Here is a 23,714-nt window from a genome sequence, read left to right on the forward strand (position 1 = left end):
CGCTGTCGAACATCGTGCTGGGTGCTCCGATCCCCCTCGCGATGACCCGGCTGATGGAGAACGGTACCTGGGAGGAGCAGAGGCGGCTTCTCGCCGCCTCGTCCCGTCTCTCGCTAACCGAGGCGGAATCGCCGGCGGTCAAGGATAGGAGGCTGCGGGCGCAGAAGGCGTCGCTCTATGAGCTGTACCAAACGGGACTGTCGGTGCTGCAGACCGGCCTCCAGGTCGTGCTGCTGCTGGCGGCGCTCCTAGCCCTGGGACAGTGGGCGGCCGTTCTCGCTGTTTGTGCGGCGGCCTCAGTTCTCGGGGGCGTCTACCGCCGATCGGAGGCCAGGCTGGAGAGGCTCCCGGTCGCAGACGGCGGACGAGCGGCTGCTGCGCCATTATGCGGAGCTGCTCACCGGACGGGAGGCGGCCAAGGAGCTCCGGCTGTTCGGGCTGGCGCCGCTGATCGGCCGGAGGTGGGAGGAGCTGACCGCCCGCCAAGCGGGAGAGAGGGAGGCGGCGGTGCTCCGGGCGGAGGGAGAGAAGCTCCTCCCGGGCCTGCTCCTCGCCGCACTCGGCGTGCTGCTGCTCGTGCCGCTCGCTCTGCCGGGCTTCTCCGCACTTGCTTCCGGTTCGTTCGCGTTTCTCTTCCTAGCGGCCGCCCGGCTGACGGGGCTGCTGCCCGGCCTCCTGAAGCAAGCGGCTGCCATGCGCAGGCTGCAGCTGAGGTGGGAGGATTACCGCAGCTATCTGGAGCTGGCTGCCGCACCGGCAGAGACCGCATTGGCGAAGGCCGCTATGGGGGAGGCCGGGAGGCGGGAGGAGCGGCGGCAGCTTGTACCGGACGCCGCCGGGATCGGCTTCCCCGGTCGCGGAGCAGGAGACGGAGACGGGGAGAAACAGTCCAACGGAGACGGAACGAGCCGGTCCGTCGGGGAGCAGCCCGAGGCTGTGCCGGGGCTTGCGGCGCAGGCGCTTACCTTTCGGTACCCGGGCGCTGCGGCCGACACGCTCCGGGAGATCAACTTGACAATCCAGCCGGGCTGCCGGGCGGCGGTGGTGGGAGAGAACGGGTCGGGCAAATCGACGCTCGTCAAGGTATTGACGGGCTTGTACCCGCCTACCGCGGGCGACGTTGCCTGGGTGACCGCAGACCGCGGGCGCATCCCCGTGACGGCGGGCGACGGCCGCGCGTCGGCGGTCTTTCAGGACTTCACCCGGCTCTATCTGACGCTCCGGGAGACGGTGGCGCTCGGTGATCCCGCCGCGCTCGAGACGGATTCCCGGCTGCGCGGGGCGCTTGCCGCTGCCGGAAGCCGATACGCGGACGAGGAGCTGGGGCTCATGCTGGGCCCGCCTTTCGGCGGCGTCGAGCCGTCGGGGGGCGAGTGGCAGAAGCTCGCCACCGCCCGCTCCCATCTGGGCGGCGCTCCGTTCGTCTTCTATGACGAACCGACAGCGGCGCTCGATCCGCGTGCCGAGAAGGAGGCGTTCGAGCTCTTCCTCCGCATGGCGGAGGGCCGGTCCGCGCTTCTCGTCACTCACCGGCTGGGAGCCGCTCGGCTGGCGGATCTCATCTTCGTCCTGGCGGACGGCCGGCTGGTGGAACAGGGGAGCCACGAGGAGCTTCTGAAGGCAAACGGGCTGTACAGACAGATGTTCGCGCTGCAGGCGGCCTGGTATGAATAGGAGGGGTGGCATGCAAGATGGGTCGCAAACGGCGGCGCACGCTCGCGCTATGGCCGAGCTGCTCTTGCGGATCGGCCGGAAGCAGCCGCTGCAAGGGGTAGCATGGCTGGCGGTTCCTCTGCTGCTGGGCGCGCTGGTCGTGCCGGGCTACGCCGCGGAGCGGAAGCTGATCGACACGGTCGTCGGAGCAGCGGCCGGCCAGGACGGGAGCTCACTCCTCCGCACCGTCTGGCCTTATCTGGCATGGCTGTTCGCCATTGCCTTGCTGCGGACGGGGCTGGGCTCTCTGCAGGCGGTCCTGGATGTCCGGATGCGCGAACGGGCTTCCCGGCAGCTGCAGGCGGAGGTTCACGAGCGGGCCGGACGCGTCCGGCTGGAACGGCTCGAGGAGGCCGCCTACTTCGACCGTCTCCGGAGGGCGCAGGAGGCCGCCGGCTCGGATCTGCTCGGCATGCTGCAGCAGGTGCTCGCTTTCCTCCGGCTGCTGTGCGAGCTGGGGGGCGTGCTGCTCGTCGTGTTCGCCGTTCATCCATCGGTCGGGAGCCTTCTGGTACTTGTCTTCGCTCTCTCGATGGGGATTCGGCTCGAGGCGGATATCGGGGTCCGGCAGCAAAACCGGGAGCTGACCCGCGAAGGCCGGCAGGCCGACTATCTTCGGGAGGAGCTCACGCAACCGCGCACGATCAAGGAGCTTAGGCTGTATCGGTCGATGGAGCTGCTGATCGGCATCTGGAGCAGGAGCATGCGGCGCTCGCTGGCGCTGCGGATGAACGCGAGGAGGCGGGAAATCCGGCGCGGCGTGCTGATCTCGGCGATCCAGATCGCCGGCCTGTTCGGCGGCATCGTCTGGCTGGCGCTCGGGCTCCGGGACGGCGGCGTCACCGCGGGCATACTCGTCGTCACCTTTCAGGCGATGCGCCAAGCGTACGGGCTATCGGCCAGCATGGTGTTCCCGCTCAGCAAGCTGTACGCCATGGGGGCCAAGCTGGCGGATCTCGCGGCATACCTGCGGGAGCCGCCGGAAGCGGAGGGAGCCGGCCGCGCTGGCAGGAACGCCGCCACTTCCCTCTCGGAACCGGTGGGCGGCGTCCCGGGCTCCGCGGGCAGGATCGTATTCGAGGACGTCGGCTTCCGGTATGCAGGAGCGGCCGTGCCGGCACTTCGCGGGATTCGGCTAACGCTAACGCCGGGGGAGACGGTGGCCCTCGTCGGCGACAACGGGGCGGGCAAGTCCACGCTCGTCAAGCTGCTGCTTGGCCTGTACCGGCCGACGAGCGGGCGGATCACCTGGGACGGGGCTGACTACCACACGCTCAACCCCGTGCGTCTGCGGCAGGCGATGGCGGCGGCGTTTCAGGATTTTGTCCGCTACGAGACAACGCTGCGCGACAACGTCGGCTTCGGCTCGCCGGAGCTGCTGCAGGACGACGCCCGTCTGCGTGAGGCGCTCGACGCCGGAGGCGCCCGCTCGCTGGAACGGCTGGCCGGCGGACTGGACGGCCGTACCGGCCAGCTCGCGGCGGGCGGCCGGGAGCTGAGTGGCGGCCAGTGGCAGCGGCTCGCGATCGCGCGGGCGGCGCTGCGGGACAGCCCGCTGCTCGTGCTCGACGAGCCGACCGCGGCTCTCGATCCGGAGCAGGAGACGGAGCTGTTCCGCTCGTTCCGCTCCCTTGCGGCGGGGCGGACGGTGCTTGTCGTCGCGCACCGTCTCGGCTGGGCGCGGTTTGCGGACCGCATCGTCGTCCTGCGCGAGGGAGAGATAGTGGAGCAGGGGGATCACGAGACCCTGCTCATTGCGAACGGCCCGTATGCCGCCATGTTCCGCGCGCAGGCGGAATGGTACAGACAGGAAGCCCCGCCAGCCGCGAGCGCCGGCGGAGGCTCGACGGCATGAATCCGTACTGTCTGTCGCGCACGGTAGAGCGGCACTTTGTATTTGGCAGCAAGAAAGGAGGATGCCTATGGCAGCGAACCACGATCCCGTCCCCGCACTGAGGGAGTTGTGCGAGCGGGGGATTTTGCCGCCTCACAGCCGGGTTGTCAAAAGGCTGTCCGGAACGACGTCCGGTGCCGTCTTCCTGCTGGAGGCGGAGGGGGAGCCCGGACTGGTGCTCAAGATGGACGCGCCGGAGGAGTTGCGCTCGGTGATTTCCTTCTTGGACGCTTACCAGGGTGAACTGCTTGCCGGTGTGCGGTACGCCGACCCCGGCTGCCGCTATTATCTGTATGAGTTCATAGAGGGGACATCGGGGGAAGGGCGAGGGCGCAAAGCGGACTGGCTGAAGACGCTCGCCTCGGGTCTCCTCAGCCGGTATGTGCCGGCAGCGGAACCATCTATTTGGGGAGAGGTCGTCCGGCCATCTCCTTCTTGGCTCGCGTTCCTAAAGGGAGAGCTGAGAGAGAACCGGAGGACGATAGGCGGCGTCCTATCCGAGGAGGAGCATACTGCGGCCCAGCGGGCGCTCGCAGCATCCTCCTATGCTCATGACTCTGAGCCTCCTTATTTGCTGCACGGCGACTGCGGTGCACATAACTTCCTCTTTCGGGAAGGTGTGCTCACGGGCGTCATCGATCCGTACCCGGTTGCCGGTCCGCCGGTATACGACCTGTTGTACGCGTTTTGTTCCACTCCGGACGATCTGACGCCGGCAGCGCTCGCGGATGCGGTCTCCATCTTGTCGGCCAAGCAGCCGCTCCCGGCTCGCGCTTCCGGGCTCACGGCGGAGGTACTCGTCCACTTGTACAATCGCATTGGCATCTGCATGCGCCATCACCCGCAGGATCTTTCCCGTTACCTGGCGGCTTGGGAGGAATGGAGGGCACGAGGTTCCTTTTAATACACATTAAACAGATGGGAATAATATATATTTTTTTGGTGCGAATCTTGTTGGGCGAACCGTTCTCGGGTATAATTTTCACGTCGACTAAACGAGAGAGAAGGAGATGCATCATGGAGAAACTTTTAATCTTCGGCCACAAAAATCCGGATACGGATTCCATTTGCTCCGCGCTTGCCTATGCGGATCTTAAAACCAAGCTTGGCGTAAACGTGGAGGCCGTCCGCCTCGGCGAAGTGAACGGCGAGACCCAATACGCGCTCGACAAGTTCCAAGCGCAGGCGCCGCGTCTCGTCCAGACGGTAGCCGGCGAAGCCAAAGGCGTCATTCTGGTGGATCACAACGAGCGCCAGCAGAGCGCCTCGGATATCGCTGAGGTCCAGGTGCTGGAGGTAATCGACCACCACCGAATCGCGAATTTCGAGACGAGCGGACCACTTTACTACCGGGCGGAGCCGGTCGGCTGCACGGCGACCATTCTGAAGAAGCTGTACAAGGAGAACGGCGTGGCGATCGAGCCGAACATCGCCGGTCTGATGCTGTCCGCGATTATCTCGGATTCGCTCCTGTTCAAGTCGCCGACTTGCACGCAGGAGGACATCGATGCGGCACGCGAGCTGGCGGAGATTGCCGGAGTGGACGCCGAGAGCTACGGCCTCGAGATGCTGAAGGCGGGCGCCGATCTGAGCGACAAGTCGATCAGCCAGCTCATCTCGCTCGACGCCAAAGAATTCCAGATGGGCAGCGCGAAGGTCGAGATCGCTCAAGTGAACGCGGTCGACACGAACGACGTGCTCTCCCGTCAGGCGGAGCTTGAGGAAGCGTTGAACGGAATCGTCAGCGAGAAGGGACTGGACCTGTTCCTGTTCGTGGTGACGGACATCCTGAACAACGATTCCATCGGCATCGCCCTCGGCGGCGCAGCCGACGCGGTGGAGCAGGCGTACAACGTGAAGCTGGAGAACAACCGGGCCGTGCTGAAGGGCGTTGTCTCCCGCAAATCGCAAATCGTGCCGGTGCTGACCGAGATCTTCAACAAGCGCTAAATACCCAAGTTTGTACAGCGGAGCCCGCTTTTTGCCTTGCCTGACCGGCATAGCTCACCGGCTTTTGCTCCCAAGCCTGCCGTCCCGAGGACGGCGGGTTTTTTTGTGCCCGTTTCTTGCTCCGTCAAGCTTGGGCTATGCGTGAAAAGGGTAACAATAGAGAAGAAACGGGAAGGATGGAACAGGAAAGGAGTGCAGCAAGCGTGATCAAAGTTGTACTTGTTCGTCACGGCCAAAGCCAATACAATGCCCAGAATCTCTTCACCGGATGGACGGACATCGACCTGACCGACAACGGCAAGGAGGAGGCCCGCCGCGCCGGAGAGATTCTGCGTCAGAACAAATTCGTGTTCGACGTTGCGTACACCTCCGTGCTGAAGCGGGCCATCCGCACGCTGTGGATCATACTGGACGAAATGAACCTGCTGTGGATTCCGGTCGACAAGTCGTGGATGCTGAACGAGCGCCATTACGGGGATCTGCAAGGGCTGAACAAGGAGGAAACGGCCCGCAAGTACGGGGAGGAGCAGGTTCACAGTTGGCGGCGGTCCGTCTCTGTCCGGCCTCCTGCCCTAGACAAGTCGGACGCGCGCTACGAGGGAAAAGATCCTCGCTACAAGGACATCCAGGAACTCGTGCCCGTCACGGAGAACCTGGACGATACGGAGAAGCGGGTACTGCGGTATTGGAAGGAAAAGGTCGAGCCCTCCCTTCACGAGAACCGGCGCGTGCTCATCGTAGCCCACGGCAATACGATCCGCGCGCTGGTCCGCTATCTGGACGAGATTCCGGGCGACGGCATCGCGACGCTGAACATCCCGACCGGCACGCCGCTGGTTTACGAGCTTGGGGACGACTTGAAGCCGATCCGGCGTTATTATCTGGAGAAGTACGAGGAGAAGGCGAGCGTGGCCGAAGCGACGAAAGGGGCTCCGGACGTGCGGTCGGAGTAGGTGTGCCGCTTGTGGAGGCGCTTGGGAGTACATTTCGAACGTCCGCACTCCCATGGAAGCCCCCGAAATGGGAAGGAAACGGAGGAAGCCAAAAGCAGTCTCCGCAAGACAAGACGCCTGGAGGCGCACGACTCCGAAGTTCGGACGTGCGTCTCCAGGCGTTTTTGTGTTTGGACGCGGCCGTTCCCGAGCACGTCGTCCCGACCCGCTGCGGCGTCCCGTCCCACCCGACCGCTCGGCGCGGCTGCCCTTGGTCCGGCGTCCCGTTCCAATCCGCACCGCTTGGTCCGGTGCCCCGGCCCGCCCCAGGTCTCTTCGGCGGCACGGCCGCCCTCGGGCTCGGCGTCCGCCCCAACCGGCTCCGCTCGGCCAGCGCGGCTGCCAGTCGACCGGCCGAGTCAAGGCGCTGTGCCGTACAGCCACAGCACCTTCCACTTGCCGGCCTCCCGCACCGCGTAATACTCTTGCACGATGCTCAGCCTGCCGAAGACGGTATCCAGCTTTAGCGTCACCTTCACCTTGTAGGCGCTGGCAAGCGGTGGCTGGCCCGCCTCCACCGTGAGCTGGCGTACGGTCTCTCCCTTCCCGATCTCGTACTGGAACGATTTGGTGCCGAGGTCCTGCATGAGGACGTGAGCGCGCTTCTGAATATACGCGTCCTTGCCGAACCGGCGATGCATCTGCGGATGAAACAGCTCCCAGGCGCTGCCGTAATCTCCTTTTTGCTCGAGCTTGAGGAATGCCGCCACCGCTCGCCGTCCGGCTTCCCGCTCCTGCCAATAGGGCCGTCCGGCCCATACGGCCGAGAGAGCGACGACGAGAGCGGCTGCAAGCAGCAGAAGCGCCCGCCGGCGGCTGGAGAGACGCCGCCGAAACCGGGGATGGCTGGGCATACCGATCGCCTCCCTTCCTGTCCGTTTACCATCAGCATATGAGGACGAGCGGAAGGTTACGCCTTCCACCGATAGGAACAAGCGGTTGCGAGGAGAGGGAGGACCGGTCCGCGAATTTTGGTTACCAATTGGAATTTTTTTGTCAAACGGTGTTTCGGCTGTCAACCCATGGGGTATTTGATCAGTAAGAAAAAATTGGAAAAGAGGAGATAATAGCCGATGTCACTGGAGATGATCGAATCGTTCCGCCAGATCGAAGCGCTGCGCAAACAAATGCTGGAAACGGCAGCGACGCGAAGCATGACCGACCGGGAAGTCGTCGAGATCAGCCAGCGGTTGGACGAAGCGCTTAACCATCATTACCGTCTGTTGGCACATCAGAAAAAACGGGCCAGCTGAACGGGCGCGCCGCCTCCAGGCGCCGCTTCCTATACGAGCAGATGACAAGCCTACCTACACGCGGGAACGCGGAGGGTAGGCTTTTTTGCGTGCCGCCGCTGACGGAATTTGACAGAATGATGACTTGTGATTTTTATCACAGCTACTGGAACGGCCGCTCCCTACAATGAGAAAGCACAAGGTACCAAGGATCCGGTTCGAAAGGAGGACCTACCGTATGGCCAAATCGACCAATCTGGTTCCGCACAAGAAGGACGTTCCCGCGAAAGCGGCGAGCCGGACCTCCGGCGAGACGGAATCTTCGCTAAAAGGCACGTTTGCCGCTGTTTTGCTGCTTGGCGGCTTCATCATTCTGACCTGGGCCGGCGTGTTCCTGCTGTTCCTGGCCCGCCAATAAGAGGAGCATGTGAAAGAGAGAGGGAGAAGACATATGCATATGCATCGATTGGAAAAATGGTGGCTCGTGTTCGGCATCTCCATGCTGGCGATCTTCCTGCTCGTCCTCGGGACGGCCACCTTCGCGATGGGGGTAACGCCGCCGGGCGAGCACCGGCATACCGTCAACCCGGAGACGGTGACGCAGAACGAGCCGTTCGACAAGCCGGGTCTGCGTCAGGTCGGGGACAACGAATACGAAGCGGTTATTCTCGCCTTCGTCTTCGGCTACAGTCCGGACCGGATCGAGCTGCCGGTCGGCGCCAAGGTCAACTTCGTGCTGACGAGCACGGACGTCGTCCACGGCTTCCATATCATCGGCACGAACGTGAACATGATGGCCGTGCCGGGCGAGGTCAACCACACGAGCTACACGTTCAAGGAGCCGGGCGAATACCTCGTCCTCTGCAACGAATATTGCGGAGCGGCGCATGAACAAATGCAGATGAGAATTATCGTCAAGTAACGCGGAACCTGTCCCGCCTGAGAGACTGACAGGCTTGGCAAGACGGCGGCCCGCCGCCGATCGGGAGGATGAAGACCATGTTAACCAATGGAACGCCAGAGCTTCAGATTGACCGGAAGGATTCCCGGCTCGTGCTCGCCCATATTTTGTTCGCCTTCGGGGCCCTGTTCCTCGGCGGTATCGCCGGCCTGCTGCAAGGCCTGGTGCGCGGCGGTGTCGTCAAGCTGCCGGCGGAGATCGGTTATTACCAGCTCCTGACCGCGCACGGCGTCTTGATGGCGCTTATTTTCACCACGTATTTCATCATCGGGTTCTTGATCAGCGGCGTGTCCAAGACGACCGGCGGCAAGCTGCTGCCCATCAGCCGGCACCTCGGCTGGCTCGGCTACGGGCTGATGTCCACCGGGACGGTCGTGGGCACGATCTGCATCCTGCTGAACCAAGCTACCGTCCTCTATACGTTCTATGCACCGATGAAGGCGTCGCCCTACTTCTACATCGCGCTTGCGCTTGTCGTCGTGGGCAGCTGGATGAGCGGGTTCGGCATGTTTTACCAGTTCGGCTACTGGAAAAAGCTGCACAAGGGCAAAGTGACGCCGCTGTTCGCCTTCATGGCCGTCACGACGATGCTTATGTGGATCGTCGCCACGCTCGGCGTCGCCGCCGAGGTGCTGCTGCAGCTCATCCCCTGGTCGTTCGGCTGGGTGGACACGGTCAATGTCATGCTGAGCCGCACGCTGTTCTGGTTTTTCGGCCATCCGCTCGTCTACTTCTGGCTGCTTCCTGCCTACATGTGCTGGTATGTCGTCATTCCGAAGATTATCGGGGGCAAGCTGTTCAGCGACGCACTGGCCCGCCTCGCGTTCATCCTGTTCCTGCTGTTCTCGATTCCGGTCGGCTTCCACCACCAGCTGATGGAGCCCGGCATCTCGCCCTTCTGGAAGTTTCTGCAGGTCATCCTGACGTTCATGGTCATCGTGCCTTCGCTCATGACCGCCTTCTCCCTGTTCGCCACCTTCGAGCAGGCGGGACGCGCACTGGGAGCCAAGGGCCTGTTCGGCTGGTTCCGCAAAATGCCCTGGTCTGACGTCCGCTTCTTCGCTCCGTTCGCCGGCATGCTGACGTTCATCCCGGCCGGCGCCGGCGGCATCATCAACGCGTCCAACCAGATGAACGCCGTTGTGCATAACACACTGTTCATTACCGGCCACTTCCATCTGACAGTCGCCACGACGGTCGCCCTGACGTTCTTCGGCGTCACCTATTGGCTCATTCCGGCACTGACCGGACGCAAGCTGACCGCCCGCATCAACAAGCTCGGCATGATCCAGACGGTCGTCTGGCTCGTGGGCATGTTCTTCATGTCGGGGGCGATGCACACGGTGGGACTGCTCGGCTCGCCTAGGCGCACCGCCTACACGACGTACGAGAATCACCCAGACGCCTTCCTCTGGATGCCCTACCACGTCGCGATGGCAATCGGCGGCACGATCCTGTTCATCGGCATTCTGCTTCTCATCGTCAACATCGTCCTGCTATTCCGCGCTCCGCGGGGGCAGGAGGAATTCCCGATCGCAGAAGCGAATGCGTCGGCGGAAGCCGCGCCGCGTCTGTTCGAGCGCTGGGGCGTGCTGATCTCGCTCGTCGTCGTGCTCGTACTGATCGCCTACATGGTGCCGGTCCTGGACATGATCAACAACCCCGTTCCTGGTTCCAAGGGCTTCGTCACCTGGTAACCATGCCGCCCGCTTCCAAAGACAGATGCTCATGCCGATCACGCCGCTATTGCTATTGGGGATCTTCGATAGATAAGCAAAGATATTGTATGTCCAAGCCTGTTTGGTGCTCCGGGGAAAGACCCCGGAGTCTTTTTTTGTAGTCTTTATTAGCGCAGGATACTTGGCTAACAGTGATGGTTGTACTTGTCCTATCGGCAAAAAAACGGTTCATCCTTGATGTAGGACGAACCGTTTCATTGAGACTTATAATAGTTAGAGAGACAGTGTATCTAAAGGAATTTCGAAAGCTCGTTTAATGACTAATCCAGCTGCCAGCTTCGTTTCATCCGGTTTGTCGTAAAGATAATTAATTTGAACATTATTCACGGTCACAGGCAGCTGATGCATGACTCTAGCTCTAATTTCGTTGAACATTTCTGGGCTGATGGTATGCAGTACCCGACCAGTAATAAGCAGACTATCTGGATTAAGAAATGTGATAATGTTAGTAATAGCTATAGCAACGCCGTTCACGACTGTCTCATATAAACGAAGGAACTTAGCATCCCCCGTTCTTATGCCTTCTGAAAACTCCTCAAGTGTACATTTCATAGTAAAACTAAGTCCGCTGCTTGAAGCCAATGTTGTTAAGCATCCATCCCTGCCACAGTGACATGGATAGGCATCTTCTCCATAGAAGCCTTTATAATGCCCAAATTCACCAGCAACAAAGCTTGATCCCGGTATAATCTGTTTATCATGGACGATCGCGCCGCCTGTACCATAATCAAACTTAATGGTGATATTGTTATTGGATTCTTTCAAGCAGCCATTCATATTCTCGTTGACAGAGAGAAGATTGACATCGTTCTCGATATACACGGGAATAGTATATTTGTCTTCAAGCAGCTGCTTGAGCGGCAGGCGATGAACACCTATGCCAGGGGTACGCAGAACAATGCCATGCTGAGAATCTACCAAGCCCTGCATACTGATTCCGATCCCCTTTACTTTGGAGGTATTAGGCACTTGGGTGAGAAGCTCATCGATAACTTCATGCAACAGCCGCATCAGCACATCTATAGAACCATATTTGTTAATCGTGCGTTCTGCTGATGCGATAGCCTCTTGACGCAGGTTATACACTTTACCTCGAATGTATTTGCCGGCGAGCTCAAGCCCGATGGCATAAAAGCGGCCGCTGTTGATATGAAGGCCGACTCTTTTTCTTCCGCTTCCTGTCTTCAAGTCGACAAGCTCTCCTACCACGATTATTTTTTCCTCCAGCAGGCGGTTAACGATATTGGTTACGGTTTGTCTGCTTAGTCCAGTCTTTTCCGCAAGCTCTACGCGAGAGATCGGCCCTTCTGAATATATGAGAAAAAGAACTTTCTGCTGATTAATTGATTTTAATAACATATGGCTAGTTTGTTTGCCCGAATCGCTCACGATATACATCCTCTTTCCAAGAACATTTTATAAAAATAGATACAAAACATTTGACAAATTAATCCACACTTTGCTTCAAGTGTAGCATTAATACGAGGCGAACAAAAGTTGGGAGTTAGGCTAGTTCAACTTACAGGCATTTTAAATATCCATTAAAATAATGATAAAAAGGACAGGTTCATGCAAATAAATAGAATGGGTAATATTGACATTTGCATAAAAGCGGGTATGATAAATTTGTAAAGTGATTTGATTAAATATAACAAATGAACGCTTAAAAGAGCAAGTCAGGGAAGGGATTGTTTGGATAATTGCAACGGCAGCGATGGCGATGCCGACTTCCATATGCCGGCTGCATGCAGGTATAGGAAAACCTGGTAAAGCAGGCCGTCATTGTATCGGGGGGACGGTTGGTTCGCATTGCTGGGAAGCGGAGCTGATGAAGGTCTTTAGCAAGCATGGATGGAGCGGTACCAGCAAAAAATGATCGATTTTTTTTCCTATTTGCCACACGAAGTATATCAGGCATCGTCTTGGATTGAAAGGCTGCTGCTACGCTAATAGAAGCATAAAAAGCATTCTTTTTCTGCGGTTGAAATTAACCTTTTTGGAAATACGGACATTTCGTATGACTCTCCTTATTTGGAGGAGGGGAATAATTGATCAAAACAGTTTACAAAAAGGTTGACATTCCTGAAATTGGCATTTAAAGTGTAAGCGATTACATCATATTTGGAGGCGAGGCCTAGAGCGGAAGATATTTACAAATCAATTACTCTGATTTGATTGGCAATTAACAAAATACAGCTATTCTTAAATAGTTAATCCAATTTATTTATTAATAAAAGGGGGATAAAAGCATGTTTAACGGGAACATGAAACGTTTGATGAGTACGGGTGCAGCTGTCTTGTCTTTAACTATGCTGGCTGCTTGCAGTGACAACAGTGCAAAGAGCGAGCCTGGTACAAGCAGCTCGAATAAGCCAAGCGCCTCGGAAGCAGAGGTGTATGCGAATGGATTGCCAAAGAATGAGAAGGTTACACTGAAGTATGGATTTTTCCAAGGCGGCTTAGGTCGGGAAGCTGCAGATTATGCTATAAAAACATTTCAACAGAAATATCCTAACGTAACTATTGCCATTACTGCATCGCCGGATATGCCGAACATTTTATCCACTAAAATATCTGCAAACAATACAAACGATATGTTTGACTTTTTCAACCGCAAGCCTGCAGGTGACATCGTAGCGCTCGCCAGATCCGGTAAGCTTGAGGTATTGGATGATATTTGGGAGCGCGAGCTGCCTGATCTGCCTGGTAAGAAAGTAAAAGAGAAGCTGTTGGACGGCATGCTCGATTCCATCGAGCTTATTGATGGAAAAACGTACGAGGTTCCTACCATTTCAAGCTTTAGCGGCCTATTTTTCAATAAGCAGCTATTCGAAAAGCATGGCTGGAACCAGAATCCAAAAACATGGACAGAATTTGTTCAGCTGCTTGAAACGATTAAGCAAGCCGGAGTAACTCCGATTACATTCCCGGGACAATATCCTACTTATTATGATAACGCGTTTGGCCATTCCAAGTTATATGAGTTGGCAGAAATGAACGGAAACTTAGATAAGTTTACAAAAGACCATGAAAACTTTATTGATGAATACTCCAGCCCTGAAATGAAGAAATTATTCAGCCGCATTGCCGAACTGGGCAAGAAGGGCTACTTTAGTGAAGGACTCCCGGCCTTGAACCATACCCAATCACAAATGCTTGTTATTCAAGGCGAGGCAGCAATGGTTTCAACCGGCAGCCACGTAGAAAATGAAATGAAGGAATCTACACCAAAAGGCTTTGAATGGGGCTATATGGCAGTTCCTATGGTGGATTCCCCTTCCCAAAGAGTATGGGTCAAAACGGGTGTAACAGGCGGGATGTTTGTATGGGCGGATAAGCCGGATCTAAATAAGAAATGGGCAAAAGAGTTTATTCTTTGGAACATGACGCTTGAGAACCAGCAATTTACTGCGGAAACCGGCGGATTGCCGATCCGTAAGGATTTGGTTGAAGACTCTGCCCGCCTTGCGAAAGTACAAACATCTTTGAAATCCGTATTAAACCATGTGGCTGAAAACAATCTTCGTCCCGTTAAAGTGAAGCGCAATATTTCGTTATCCGATCCATCCTATAAGCAAGCAACAAAAATCTTTGAAGAAAACATTCCAAAAATCTTTATCGGCAAGCAAGATCCAACTCCAATCCTTGAGCAAGCAGATAAATTGATGAAGAAGGCATTAGAAGCACAAAAAAAGTAAGAAGTAGCAGGTAGGAAGCGGCCGGAGAGTGACATGCTCTCCGTTCCTTTCTTTACGAGAGGAGTGTCTCATGGTTGAAAACCGAAATTCAATCTAACCGTTTACCGCGTAAATTTAGTATGGATAAGGCGAATACCCAAAAGTATATATTTTTGGCGTTGGCAATCATCCCGCCGTTCGGTGGATATTTGCTCTTTACTCTTTATCCAAACATCTTATCGGTCTATTATTCCTTTCTTGATTGGGACGGCATTACAGATAAAAAATTTATAGGCTTTAATAATTTTGTAACAGCATTCCATGACGATTTTGTATGGAGAGCGCTATGGCACAACCTTATCTTTATGATTGTTGTTCCCGTGCTGGTCATACTTATTTCTTTAGTGCTCGGTTATTTGATTGCGAATAAAAACTACAAAGAGAACAAGTTTTTAAAAGTGATCTTCTTTTTCCCGAACGTATTGTCCACGGTTGTAATCGCGCTGCTTTGGGCGTTTATTTATGATGGAAATTATGGCTTATTAAATGAGCTTTTTAGCCTCTTCGGAATCGATATGGGCAAATATTATTGGCTGGGCGATGAACGCACCGCTCTTGCTGCGGTTATTCCTCCTTGGGTATGGGGGGGAGTAGGCTTGTACGTTATTATTTTTGTCAACTCCATGTTGGCCATCCCGAAATCCTTGTATGAAGCGGCGATTCTTGAGGGAGCAGGCCATATGACGAGATTATTTAAGATTACGATGCCGCTCATATTCCCGGTAATTCGTGTAAGTGCGCTGTTCTTGGTCGTAGGCACGCTGAAAGGTTTTGAAATGGTTTTGATCTTAACAAACGGCGGTCCTTACGGTCAAACCGACGTATTGGGGCTATATATGTTTAACCTTGCTTTCGGTAATGAGTACCGGAACTACGGCTATGCTTCCGCAATCGGCATGATTCTGTTTGTTATTCTCGTATCGGCTAAGTTGTTAATGGATAAATTTTTTCCGAATGACAAGGTTGAGTTTTAAGTCTGAATACGCTCGGAGGTAAAAAACTTGATAGAAAAACATACATATATGGATGTCATATGGCGAGTTGTATTGTATGTATGGGCGCTTACGATCATCCTTCCTCTGATATGGGTGATTTATGAATCGCTCAAGAGCAATCCTGAGTTTTTTCAAAATATTTGGGCGCTGCCTAGCAAAATCCATTGGAGCAACTACTCCAAAGCATGGACGCAATATTCATTCGGCAAATCGCTGCTTAATACGCTTTACTATGTTGGGGGAAGCTTGATCGTCAGCTTGTTCTTCACAACTCTGAATGCGTATGCGCTAACTCGCATGGAATTTAAAGGGAGAAAGCTGATTTGGGGTTTAATTATGCTTTCCTTGTTCCTGCCGGGTATTAATGCGCTTGTGCCTCAGTATGTCATTATGCGCGAGCTGTCCTTGACTAACAGCTTGACTGGCTTGATCCTGCTGTCATCGCTAGGCGAAAGTGTATTTTACCTCATGCTGCTTGGAGGTTTCATGCAATCCTTGCCAAAGGAGCTTGAAGAGAGCGCGACGATGGATGGAGCTACGTTGTTCCAGCAGTTCTGGCGTGTCATTATTCCGTTGTCTACACCGGGTATCGTGACAGTTGCTGTATTTAAATTTTTAGGCTACTACAACAATTTTATGGGACCGTTCATTTACTTGAGCGATCCTGAGAAGTACCCGATAGCGGTACAAATGTATACAGCTAATAAATTAATGGAATTCAGTGCGGACTGGGTAACCTTGTTTGCAGGGGTTACGATCGCTATGATTCCTTCTATTATTGTATTCGTGCTGTTCCAGCGTCTGCTTATGGAAGGCGCAACTATGGGTGGTGTTAAAGGATAGATGGCGGTTCAATCGAAAGAGATCAATTTGGATCAACTTGGCGAAACGATATACCCGGAATCAATAAATGGCGAACAGTTGAGATGGCATTCTCCGCTTGAGGCACCCTTTCACCTCGCAGGCTTTCCATGGCTTGCGCAGGATGGGATTTACAGGCGACTGCCTTTGGCTTCCAGCGCAATCTTGCCGCCCGCGGTTGATACGCTTGCTTATTGTACGGCAGGCGGGCAAATCCGCTTTCGGACCAATTCCTCGAGGCTGGCCATAAGGGTGCGCCTTGCCGGGCCTGCCAATATGCATCATATGCCGCCTACAGGGCAGTGCGGCTTTGACTGTTACCTTGGAGAGCCGGGGGAACAGTACCTGATCGCCGCGGCGAAATTCAAGCCCATGGCAAGCGAATACGAATCACAGCTGTACCAGTGGAACATAAAAAAAGACGTGGCTGTCACGTTAAACTTTCCGCTTTACCAAGGGGTAGAGGAAGTATGGATTGGTGTAGATAAGGATGCGGTCATAAGTGATGCGCCTGCCTACGCAAGCAGCGGGCCTGTCATTATATATGGAACCTCGGTCACGCAGGGAGGATGCGCCTCTCGGCCGGGTATGGCTTATTCTAATATTCTCAGCCGAATGATTCCGGTAGAGTTTGTGAATCTTGGCTTCTCCGGAAATGGAAAGGGCGAGCCAGAGCTCGCGCATATTCTTTCACAAATCGATGATCCGGCGCTTTACATTCTCGATTATGAAGGGAATACGGGCGAGGCTGATAACATCGCACGATCGCTGCCTGTATTCATCCGAATTTTGAGAGAGCGTCATCCGGAAGTTCCTATATTAGTAGTCTCCAGGATTCGCAATGCCGGAGATCGATTCTATAAGGAGAGGAGGGAGCTTAGCAGCCGCCGCAGACTCATTCAAATCGAAACGGTTGAACAGAGGCGGGCGGAGGGAGACAGCAATATCCATTTCATGGATGGTTCTAAGCTGCTTGGAGAGGATTCAGTAAGTGAGTGCACGGTGGACGGCATACATCCAACCGACCTCGGATTTTTGCGCATGGCACAGTCTCTTGCACCTATGATTAGGACATTGTTACGACTAACAAGATAGACGACAGGAACAGCCTGCAGCCCTATAATTTTTTCGGTGTAGGGGCTGTTTGTTTCTACGCTTCACTCAGCATTCAATATGGACACTCAAGGATCGCATCTGGACATCTGCCTTTGATGAGCTGGTATATAAGGGGCCGATGTTACATTTTGAGTCGAAATGGAGAGGGATTTGATTGAAGTCTCAAAGGAAACGTTTGCCTTTCATAGTGAAGAATTGTGTTATTGCAGGAGTTGTTAGTCTTTGCTGCGGCATTTCCGCATTCGCGGTTTCGGAAGAAGAGGCTGCTTACAAGAAAGATAGGCCGGAACAGTTAGGATATTCCTTGTTCAAAGGTCACATGCATACCCATACCTCTCTCAGTGATGGAATATTGTTACCTGATGATGCTTACAAGTATGTGAAAGCTAATACAGATTTTGATTTTTATGCAGTGACGGAGCACGACGTGACTTATGACATGAGTACGGGCAGTGATTTTATTACGAATGTTCAAGACTCTTATTCTAACGAATACAAATTGCTGCATGAGCAATCAGATGCTCACAATAGGGATAACGAATTTATTACGCTGCCTGGTACGGAAGTTACTTGGTACGATGAATCGGGCCATATGAACTTATTTAATGCCCCATGGTTTGCAAGGACGCATGGACTAGGTGCGGATGGCACGTGGGGCTGGGGCGACATAAAATACGACTTGCCAACCTTTTACGCAAGACTTGCTCAAGATCCTAATGTCATTGCTCAATTTAATCATCCACGCTTGTCAGGAAACTGGAGTTTCAATGAATTTAAACACTATAACCGAGAAGTTGACCGAAATATTAATATGATGGAATACAAATCCTCAAACGATTTTGCAGTCTATACCAAGGCATTGGATCGAGGCTGGCATATTTCTCCTGTGTTTGGCGGAGACGAGCACAAAGGGAATTGGGGGATGGTTCAACCCCATGTAACCGGTATGTGGGCGGATCGTTTAACTAGAGAAGACCTTTACGAGGCGATGCGAAATCACCGCACCTATGTATCATTCGATCGTAATTTAGAGTTGGCGGTTTCGGCAAACGGGCAGATGATGGGGGCGATCCTTCCAGCTGATACAAACGAAATTGCTCTTAATGTACGGATAAAGGACCCTGACGCTAACGATTATTTGGATAAAGTTGTTGTTTACAAAAACAGCGGTGAAATCGTCAAGGAGTACCGCAATATTGCCAGCAATCAATTTGAAATGAAAGAAACCTTTGCAAGTAAGGATGGGGATTATTTCATCGTTAGAGCTTTCCAAGCAGACGGTGAAGAAGCTATCAGTGCTCCAATTTGGATTGGTGAGGAAACGAGGGGGACGGTGCATGCACCTGAAATTACGGTCCATGGACAATTTCCGGACTCCATCAAACTTGGGGATCAAGTAGAAGTGCTGAGCGCTTCGGCGACGGATCATCGCGGGCAATCTTTATCGGTAGAAGCAACCGTATTAAATGATAAGGGTGAAGTAGCCGTAGTAGATCAGCATTTCAAGGTCGACATGTATGGAGAATATTTCATTAAGTATGCAGCAACCGACTCTCAAGGAAATACACGTGTTGAACTTGTCCGGCTGCTTGTTGATCAACAAAATCTAGATGCGGATAAAATTTTAAATGAATTTCAACCCATTGTTAATGTAGGTGCAAATGAACACGAGGTAGGAATAAATGTAGTGACCGATAAGGCATTAGAAACATCGTATATCCAGTATAAACCCGAGTCAGAGGCGATGTGGGATCATGCCGCAGTGGTACAGGCGGAAGTCTCTTATTTTCAAGTCGCATATGGCGACACGTATGCAAACAGTAATTATCGTGTGCTTGCAGCCCACGAAGCTAAATTAGCAAATCTCGACTTGGGTACCAAGTATGACTACCGGTATGGAAGTTCACCGACTGGACCTTGGAGCAGCAGTTATAGCTTTAGGACCGCGCCAGCTTCAGAGCAAGCCGTTATGTATGTGATGGGGGATCTTGAGGTTCCAGATCGAAAACCGGAAAGTTTCCGGCTCTTTAAAAACATGCTGGACGTTCTGAAGGAGAAAAATGCAAACGGACGGACTGTGATTCAAGTCGGAGATTTGGCCCATCTTGGCGGCAACATTTCTGCATGGAATGATGTGTTTACCAACATTTACAACAACGACATGAATCTGATTTCTGCTCCTATCGCCGGAGACCGTGAACGGGTGACGGATCGGAAGTTTGGGGCATTCTCTGGGTATTTCAACCTTCCGAAGAACGGGGAAGGCAGTTACCGGGAAACGAATTATTCGTTTGATTATGGCGATATGCACATTGCTGTTCTGAATTCTGTACTGGATTTCGACAAGCAGCTAACATGGCTGGAAAAAGATTTACGGGCAACCGATAGAAAGTGGAAAATCGTTATGGGGCATTATCCTTATTATGGCGGTCAATCTAGCGATGAGACCGGCATGGACATTATGAGAGTGAAATTGTCCCAGGCATTTGAAAGACTTGGCGTTAGTTTGTACATGGGCGGTCATGATCATGTGTATAAACGGACAACCATACGAAACGGTGTAAAAGATATATCGGAAAAAGCGATGAATCTAGGGACAACCTTTGTGACAGTAGGTTCATCAGGTCCAACGTTTTATGATAATAAATCATTTGACTGGGATCATATCGTTTATGATGAAAAGAAACAGACAGGTGTTATTTTAGAATCAAACGATCAATCTCTCACTTTGAAAGCTTACAACAGCGACGGTGTTGAAATTGATTCCTTTACGATTAAACAACCTGAAAATTATATTAACTTAACAAGCGCGATTGTAGAGAATAACGTCTTGAAGGGAGTTGGAGTCTTAAATTACCCGAATTCGCTTGAACGTGTCACCGTTATCGGGGAAAAGCGTGATCATACAGGCGACCAGCTGTTGGAAGCGGTTATTCAAGAAGCAACATTAGAACGTCTCGGACGTGAACAAATCATCTTATTTGACAACCCTCTTGCATTTGGCGATGAACATACGATCGTCGTAAGATTGGTTAATAATCCAATCGATAGAGAGCCGTTAACGGACCCGTTACTAGCTAAAGAAGGAATGCTGGGCGATGGTTCGGAGCACAACCCCTATCAAATCAAAAGTGCCAGTGGACTTAATAAAATGCATGAGTTCCCAGACAAACATTTTATTTTAGATCGGGACATTGATGGGAATGGCGTGTTTTTTGAAGCAATTGGGGCGAATGAAATTCCATTTACTGGGACGTTTGATGGGCAAGGGCATACGATTACAGGCGTTGTCGTCTCCTCGGGCGGTGCGGGCCTCTTTGCCCTTAACGAAGGGATTATTCGAAATGTAGGAATAATCAATGCTGACATTGATGTTCGCCGAAGTAATGTTGGGATCCTGGTTGATCAGAATGATGGATTAGTGGAATACGTCTACAGTACTGGATCGATTAGAGGGAATTCTACAGTTGGCGGGCTTGCGGGCTTCTCGAACGGTATCGTAAGAGACAGTTATTCAACAGCTCGTGTCAGTGCTCGCGGAAAGCAAGCCGGCGGTGTTATTGGGATTACAAACCGGGGCAGTCTAACAGAACGGGTCTATGCAACGGGAGCCGTTAGAGCAGAAGAATCAAATGCTGGCGGCATCAGCGGATACGGATATAACAATACGGTCATCCAAAATAGTATGGCATTAAATCCATCTATCATTACAGGTACTGCTTCTAATAGAATTGTCGGCAGAGTTTTAGCTGGAGAAACAGCAACTCTAGTAAATAATTACGCGGATGAAGCTATGTTTGTCAGCAGTGAGAGTGTTACCGTGAATGATCCGAACAATGAAAAAGGGCAGGGTGTCCGTAAAGAAGCATTCACGAAGCCATCCTTTTTCATAGAGACCCTTGGTTGGGACTTTGATTCGATCTGGATCTGGAATAAAGATGCCATGCGTCCATTACTGAAAAACAATTTGGAACAAATTAACGAAAGTAATATTCCAAAGCCGAAGATGGATCAAAACGAAGATGGTTCCTACATCATCCGTTCGATTAATGAATTAAAGACCATTTCAGAATTTCCAAATGAAAATTATATATTGGAAAATGATCTCGATTTTGAAGGGAAGCTTTTTGAACCCTTATTTAAGGGGACGCCTTTCCTTGGCACATTTGATGGAAATAATAAAACTTTAACCAATTTTAAATCAGCAACCGGGGGCTTATTCCATCTAAATGGCGGCATGATTAAAAATATTGCTATGGTGGATGCGAGCGTCACCGGCGGGAGTAATATAGGCATACTCGTTAACACGAACAATGGCAAGATAGAGAATAGCTATGTAACGGGTTCAATCACAGGCTCCAGCACAGTGGGCGGTCTAGTGGGCTACTCCAATGGCGTCGTGAGAAATAGTTATTCTACTGCAGATGTAACTGCTCAAGTAAGTCAGGCTGGCGGACTAATCGGAATTACGAACTCGGGCAGTTTAACGGAAAACGTATATGCGACTGGAACCGTCCGAGCGCTTACGAGCAATGCAGGCGGAGTGACTGGCTACGGGTATAACAATACCGTCGTCAAAAATGTCATTGCCCTTGGTCCTTCCGTTACGGCGCCAACCATGGCGAACCGTGTAGTGGGACGGGTTCTTGCCGGTCATACGGCAACGCTTGAGAACAATTATGGGTTCGACGGCATGATTGTGGATAAAGAAGGCGAAAGTGTTGCAGCTGCCAACAACAGAAAAGGGTTAGGGTTATCCCAACAACAGGTTGAAGATCCCAGTACGTATAGCAATAAATTGAATTGGGATTTTAATTCGGTTTGGATGTGGAATGATACTTTAAAACGCCCGGTATTGAAGAGTATTCCTGAAAAGACCAAAGAGCCGGTTGTGCCTTTAGAAAGAAATGAAGCAGGCTATTACAAAATCAAATCCATTGCTGATTTGAACGTTATGGAGAAATTCCCAGTAGAAAAGTATATTTTAGATGTGGATTTGGATTACTCTGGACAAACAGCTGAGTCCCTTTTTAAAGTTGTTCCGTTCAGCGGTGTTTTGGATGGCGATGGGAAGAAAATTTACAATTTTACATCTTCAAGCGGCGGCCTGTTTCATGTCAATGGCGGAGTCATCAAAAATATAGCTATGGTGGATGCAACCGTCACGGGCGGGAGCAGAATAGGCATACTCGTCAATACGAACAATGGCGAGGTAGAGAATAGTTTTGTGACAGGCTCCATTACGGGGTCCAGCACAGTGGGCGGTCTTGTAGGCTATTCCAATGGCGTCGTGAGAAACAGCTATTCCCTAGCCAATGTAACGGCCCAAGTAAGTCAGGCCGGCGGACTGATCGGAATTACGAACGCGGGCAGTTTAACGGAAAACGCATATGCGACTGGAACGGTCCAAGCGCTTACGAGCAATGCAGGCGGAGTGACAGGCTACGGGTACAATGGTACGGTCGTTAGAAATGTTATTGCCCTCAATCCATCCGTCGTGACGCCGACTATGGCGAATCGTGTGATGGGACGAGTGCTTGCGGGGAACACCGCCACTCTCGAAAACAATTATGCTTTTGACGGTATGATTGTGAATAAAGAAGGTGTTGCGGAAGGAGCATTAACAACCCTTAAAGGCTTAGGACTTTCCACAGCTGATGTGGAAAATCCATCAACCTATACAGACAGGTTAGGGTGGAACTTTACCAATATCTGGATGTGGGATAATGTTGTTAAACGGCCTGTTTTACAATCTGTATCCGAAGACCGTGAGGAAGAACCCGTTACACTGATTGGGCTTGAATTCGAAGGGGCAGCTTCCCTAGTCGTTGGAGAGATTGGTCAAACCGTGACTACCGCTGTGTACAGCGATGGAAGCCGTGGCAAGGTGGAGATAAACGTCATCTATACAAGCAGTAATCCTAGTATAGCGGAGATCAGCGCCAGCGGCGCAGTAACGGCGAAGTCGGAAGGGACCGTGCTCATCACGGCAGAGTATAGCGGCCTCCTTGCATCCTACGAGCTAAACGTTGTTAAGAAAGAGGGCGAACCTGAGCCGACGAAGAACCTGATTCGCTTGGAGCTTAGCGGGTTGGATCCGCGTATGCAGGTAAACTCTACCTTAAGTTTAATACTCACCGCCTTTTATGAGGATGGAACAAGGCAAACGATAAGCGAAGGTGTAACGTATACAAGCAGCAAACCGCAGACAGCAACTGTATCGGAAGATGGAATAGTAACCGCTCATCATCCGGGTGCAGCAACGATAACCGCTTCTTATCAAGGCAAAACGGCCAGCTATATGGTGAGACCTAACGCAGCGGGTGGCATTTCCTTTACTCCATAGCATGCACCGGAACAACCGTTGCCGGTCCTGGACATGATCAACAACCCGGTTGCCGGCTCCAAAGGATTCGTCACCTGGTAACCGTTCTGCCGCGTCGGCGGCACGTCACGTTAACAACCCGCCCCGTCTAGGGGCGGGTTGTTCTTATGGACGCGGGACTCGTATAATAGAAGAACCT

General features: G+C 52.9%; 16 protein-coding genes. 14 read left to right on the top strand and 2 right to left on the bottom strand.

Going from position 1 to position 23,714, the window contains the following annotated elements:
- Positions 1-285: 285 nt before the first annotated feature.
- The 5 genes from KJS47_RS11380 (at position 286) to gpmA (ending at position 6,510) form a co-directional block, all read left to right on the top strand.
- Positions 286-1,674: an ATP-binding cassette domain-containing protein gene (locus KJS47_RS11380; protein WP_213525180.1), complete on the top strand. Its 1,389-nt coding sequence runs from the start codon at positions 286-288 to the stop codon at positions 1,672-1,674.
- Positions 1,675-1,684: 10 nt separating this feature from the next.
- The gene (locus KJS47_RS11385; protein ID WP_213525181.1) at positions 1,685-3,568 is read left to right on the top strand and encodes an ABC transporter ATP-binding protein; all 1,884 of its coding nucleotides are present in this window, start codon (positions 1,685-1,687) and stop codon (positions 3,566-3,568) included.
- Positions 3,569-3,635: 67 nt separating this feature from the next.
- Positions 3,636-4,511 (top strand): phosphotransferase, encoded by an 876-nt coding sequence (locus tag KJS47_RS11390; RefSeq protein WP_213525182.1) that lies wholly within the window; start codon positions 3,636-3,638, stop codon positions 4,509-4,511.
- 113 nt (positions 4,512-4,624) lie between these two features.
- Positions 4,625-5,557 carry a manganese-dependent inorganic pyrophosphatase gene (locus tag KJS47_RS11395; protein ID WP_213525183.1) on the top strand — a complete coding sequence of 311 codons (933 nt, stop codon included), beginning with the start codon at positions 4,625-4,627 and terminating at the stop codon, positions 5,555-5,557.
- A gap of 203 nt (positions 5,558-5,760) precedes the next feature.
- A complete protein-coding gene (gene gpmA / locus KJS47_RS11400) occupies positions 5,761-6,510 on the top strand; it encodes a 2,3-diphosphoglycerate-dependent phosphoglycerate mutase (protein ID WP_213525184.1) in 750 nt (249 codons plus the stop codon).
- A 398-nt stretch (positions 6,511-6,908) separates the two neighbouring features.
- Here gpmA and KJS47_RS11405 read toward each other — a convergent pair whose 3' ends face one another.
- Positions 6,909-7,403, bottom strand: a complete 495-nt coding sequence (locus KJS47_RS11405; RefSeq protein ID WP_213525185.1) for a hypothetical protein — start codon at positions 7,401-7,403, stop codon at positions 6,909-6,911.
- Positions 7,404-7,622: 219 nt separating this feature from the next.
- On the opposite strand from KJS47_RS11405, the gene KJS47_RS11410 reads away from it, so the two are divergent.
- The 4 genes from KJS47_RS11410 (at position 7,623) to KJS47_RS11425 (ending at position 10,439) form a co-directional block, all read left to right on the top strand.
- Entirely contained in the window at positions 7,623-7,802 is a 180-nt protein-coding gene (locus KJS47_RS11410; protein WP_213525186.1) for an aspartyl-phosphate phosphatase Spo0E family protein, read from the top strand.
- Between the two features lie 217 nt (positions 7,803-8,019).
- A complete protein-coding gene (locus KJS47_RS11415; protein ID WP_213525187.1) occupies positions 8,020-8,199 on the top strand; it encodes a cytochrome c oxidase subunit 2A in 180 nt (59 codons plus the stop codon).
- Between the two features lie 33 nt (positions 8,200-8,232).
- A complete protein-coding gene (locus KJS47_RS11420) occupies positions 8,233-8,703 on the top strand; it encodes a cytochrome c oxidase subunit II (protein ID WP_213525188.1) in 471 nt (156 codons plus the stop codon).
- Positions 8,704-8,780: 77 nt separating this feature from the next.
- Positions 8,781-10,439: a b(o/a)3-type cytochrome-c oxidase subunit 1 gene (locus KJS47_RS11425; RefSeq protein WP_213525189.1), complete on the top strand. Its 1,659-nt coding sequence runs from the start codon at positions 8,781-8,783 to the stop codon at positions 10,437-10,439.
- Positions 10,440-10,694: 255 nt separating this feature from the next.
- On the opposite strand, the gene KJS47_RS11430 is transcribed toward KJS47_RS11425, so the two are convergent.
- On the bottom strand, positions 10,695-11,870 hold the full coding sequence (locus KJS47_RS11430) for an ROK family transcriptional regulator (protein WP_213525190.1): 1,176 nt from the start codon (positions 11,868-11,870) through the stop codon (positions 10,695-10,697).
- An 860-nt stretch (positions 11,871-12,730) separates the two neighbouring features.
- Between KJS47_RS11430 and KJS47_RS11435 the strand changes: the two genes are divergently transcribed.
- The 5 genes from KJS47_RS11435 to KJS47_RS11455 all read left to right on the top strand — a co-directional run bounded on the left by KJS47_RS11435 (position 12,731) and on the right by KJS47_RS11455 (position 23,536).
- Positions 12,731-14,179: an ABC transporter substrate-binding protein gene (locus KJS47_RS11435; RefSeq protein WP_213525191.1), complete on the top strand. Its 1,449-nt coding sequence runs from the start codon at positions 12,731-12,733 to the stop codon at positions 14,177-14,179.
- Positions 14,180-14,253: 74 nt separating this feature from the next.
- Positions 14,254-15,192 (top strand): carbohydrate ABC transporter permease, encoded by a 939-nt coding sequence (locus tag KJS47_RS11440; RefSeq protein WP_249716318.1) that lies wholly within the window; start codon positions 14,254-14,256, stop codon positions 15,190-15,192.
- Between the two features lie 27 nt (positions 15,193-15,219).
- Positions 15,220-16,056: a carbohydrate ABC transporter permease gene (locus tag KJS47_RS11445; protein WP_213525192.1), complete on the top strand. Its 837-nt coding sequence runs from the start codon at positions 15,220-15,222 to the stop codon at positions 16,054-16,056.
- Positions 16,057-17,169, top strand: a complete 1,113-nt coding sequence (locus KJS47_RS11450; protein ID WP_213525193.1) for an SGNH/GDSL hydrolase family protein — start codon at positions 16,057-16,059, stop codon at positions 17,167-17,169.
- 175 nt (positions 17,170-17,344) lie between these two features.
- Positions 17,345-23,536: a CehA/McbA family metallohydrolase gene (locus tag KJS47_RS11455; protein ID WP_213525194.1), complete on the top strand. Its 6,192-nt coding sequence runs from the start codon at positions 17,345-17,347 to the stop codon at positions 23,534-23,536.
- The last annotated feature ends 178 nt before the right edge of the window (positions 23,537-23,714 follow it).

Origin of the sequence: Paenibacillus sp. J31TS4, assembly GCF_018403265.1 — a bacterium.
Taxonomy (GTDB): domain Bacteria; phylum Bacillota; class Bacilli; order Paenibacillales; family NBRC-103111; genus J31TS4.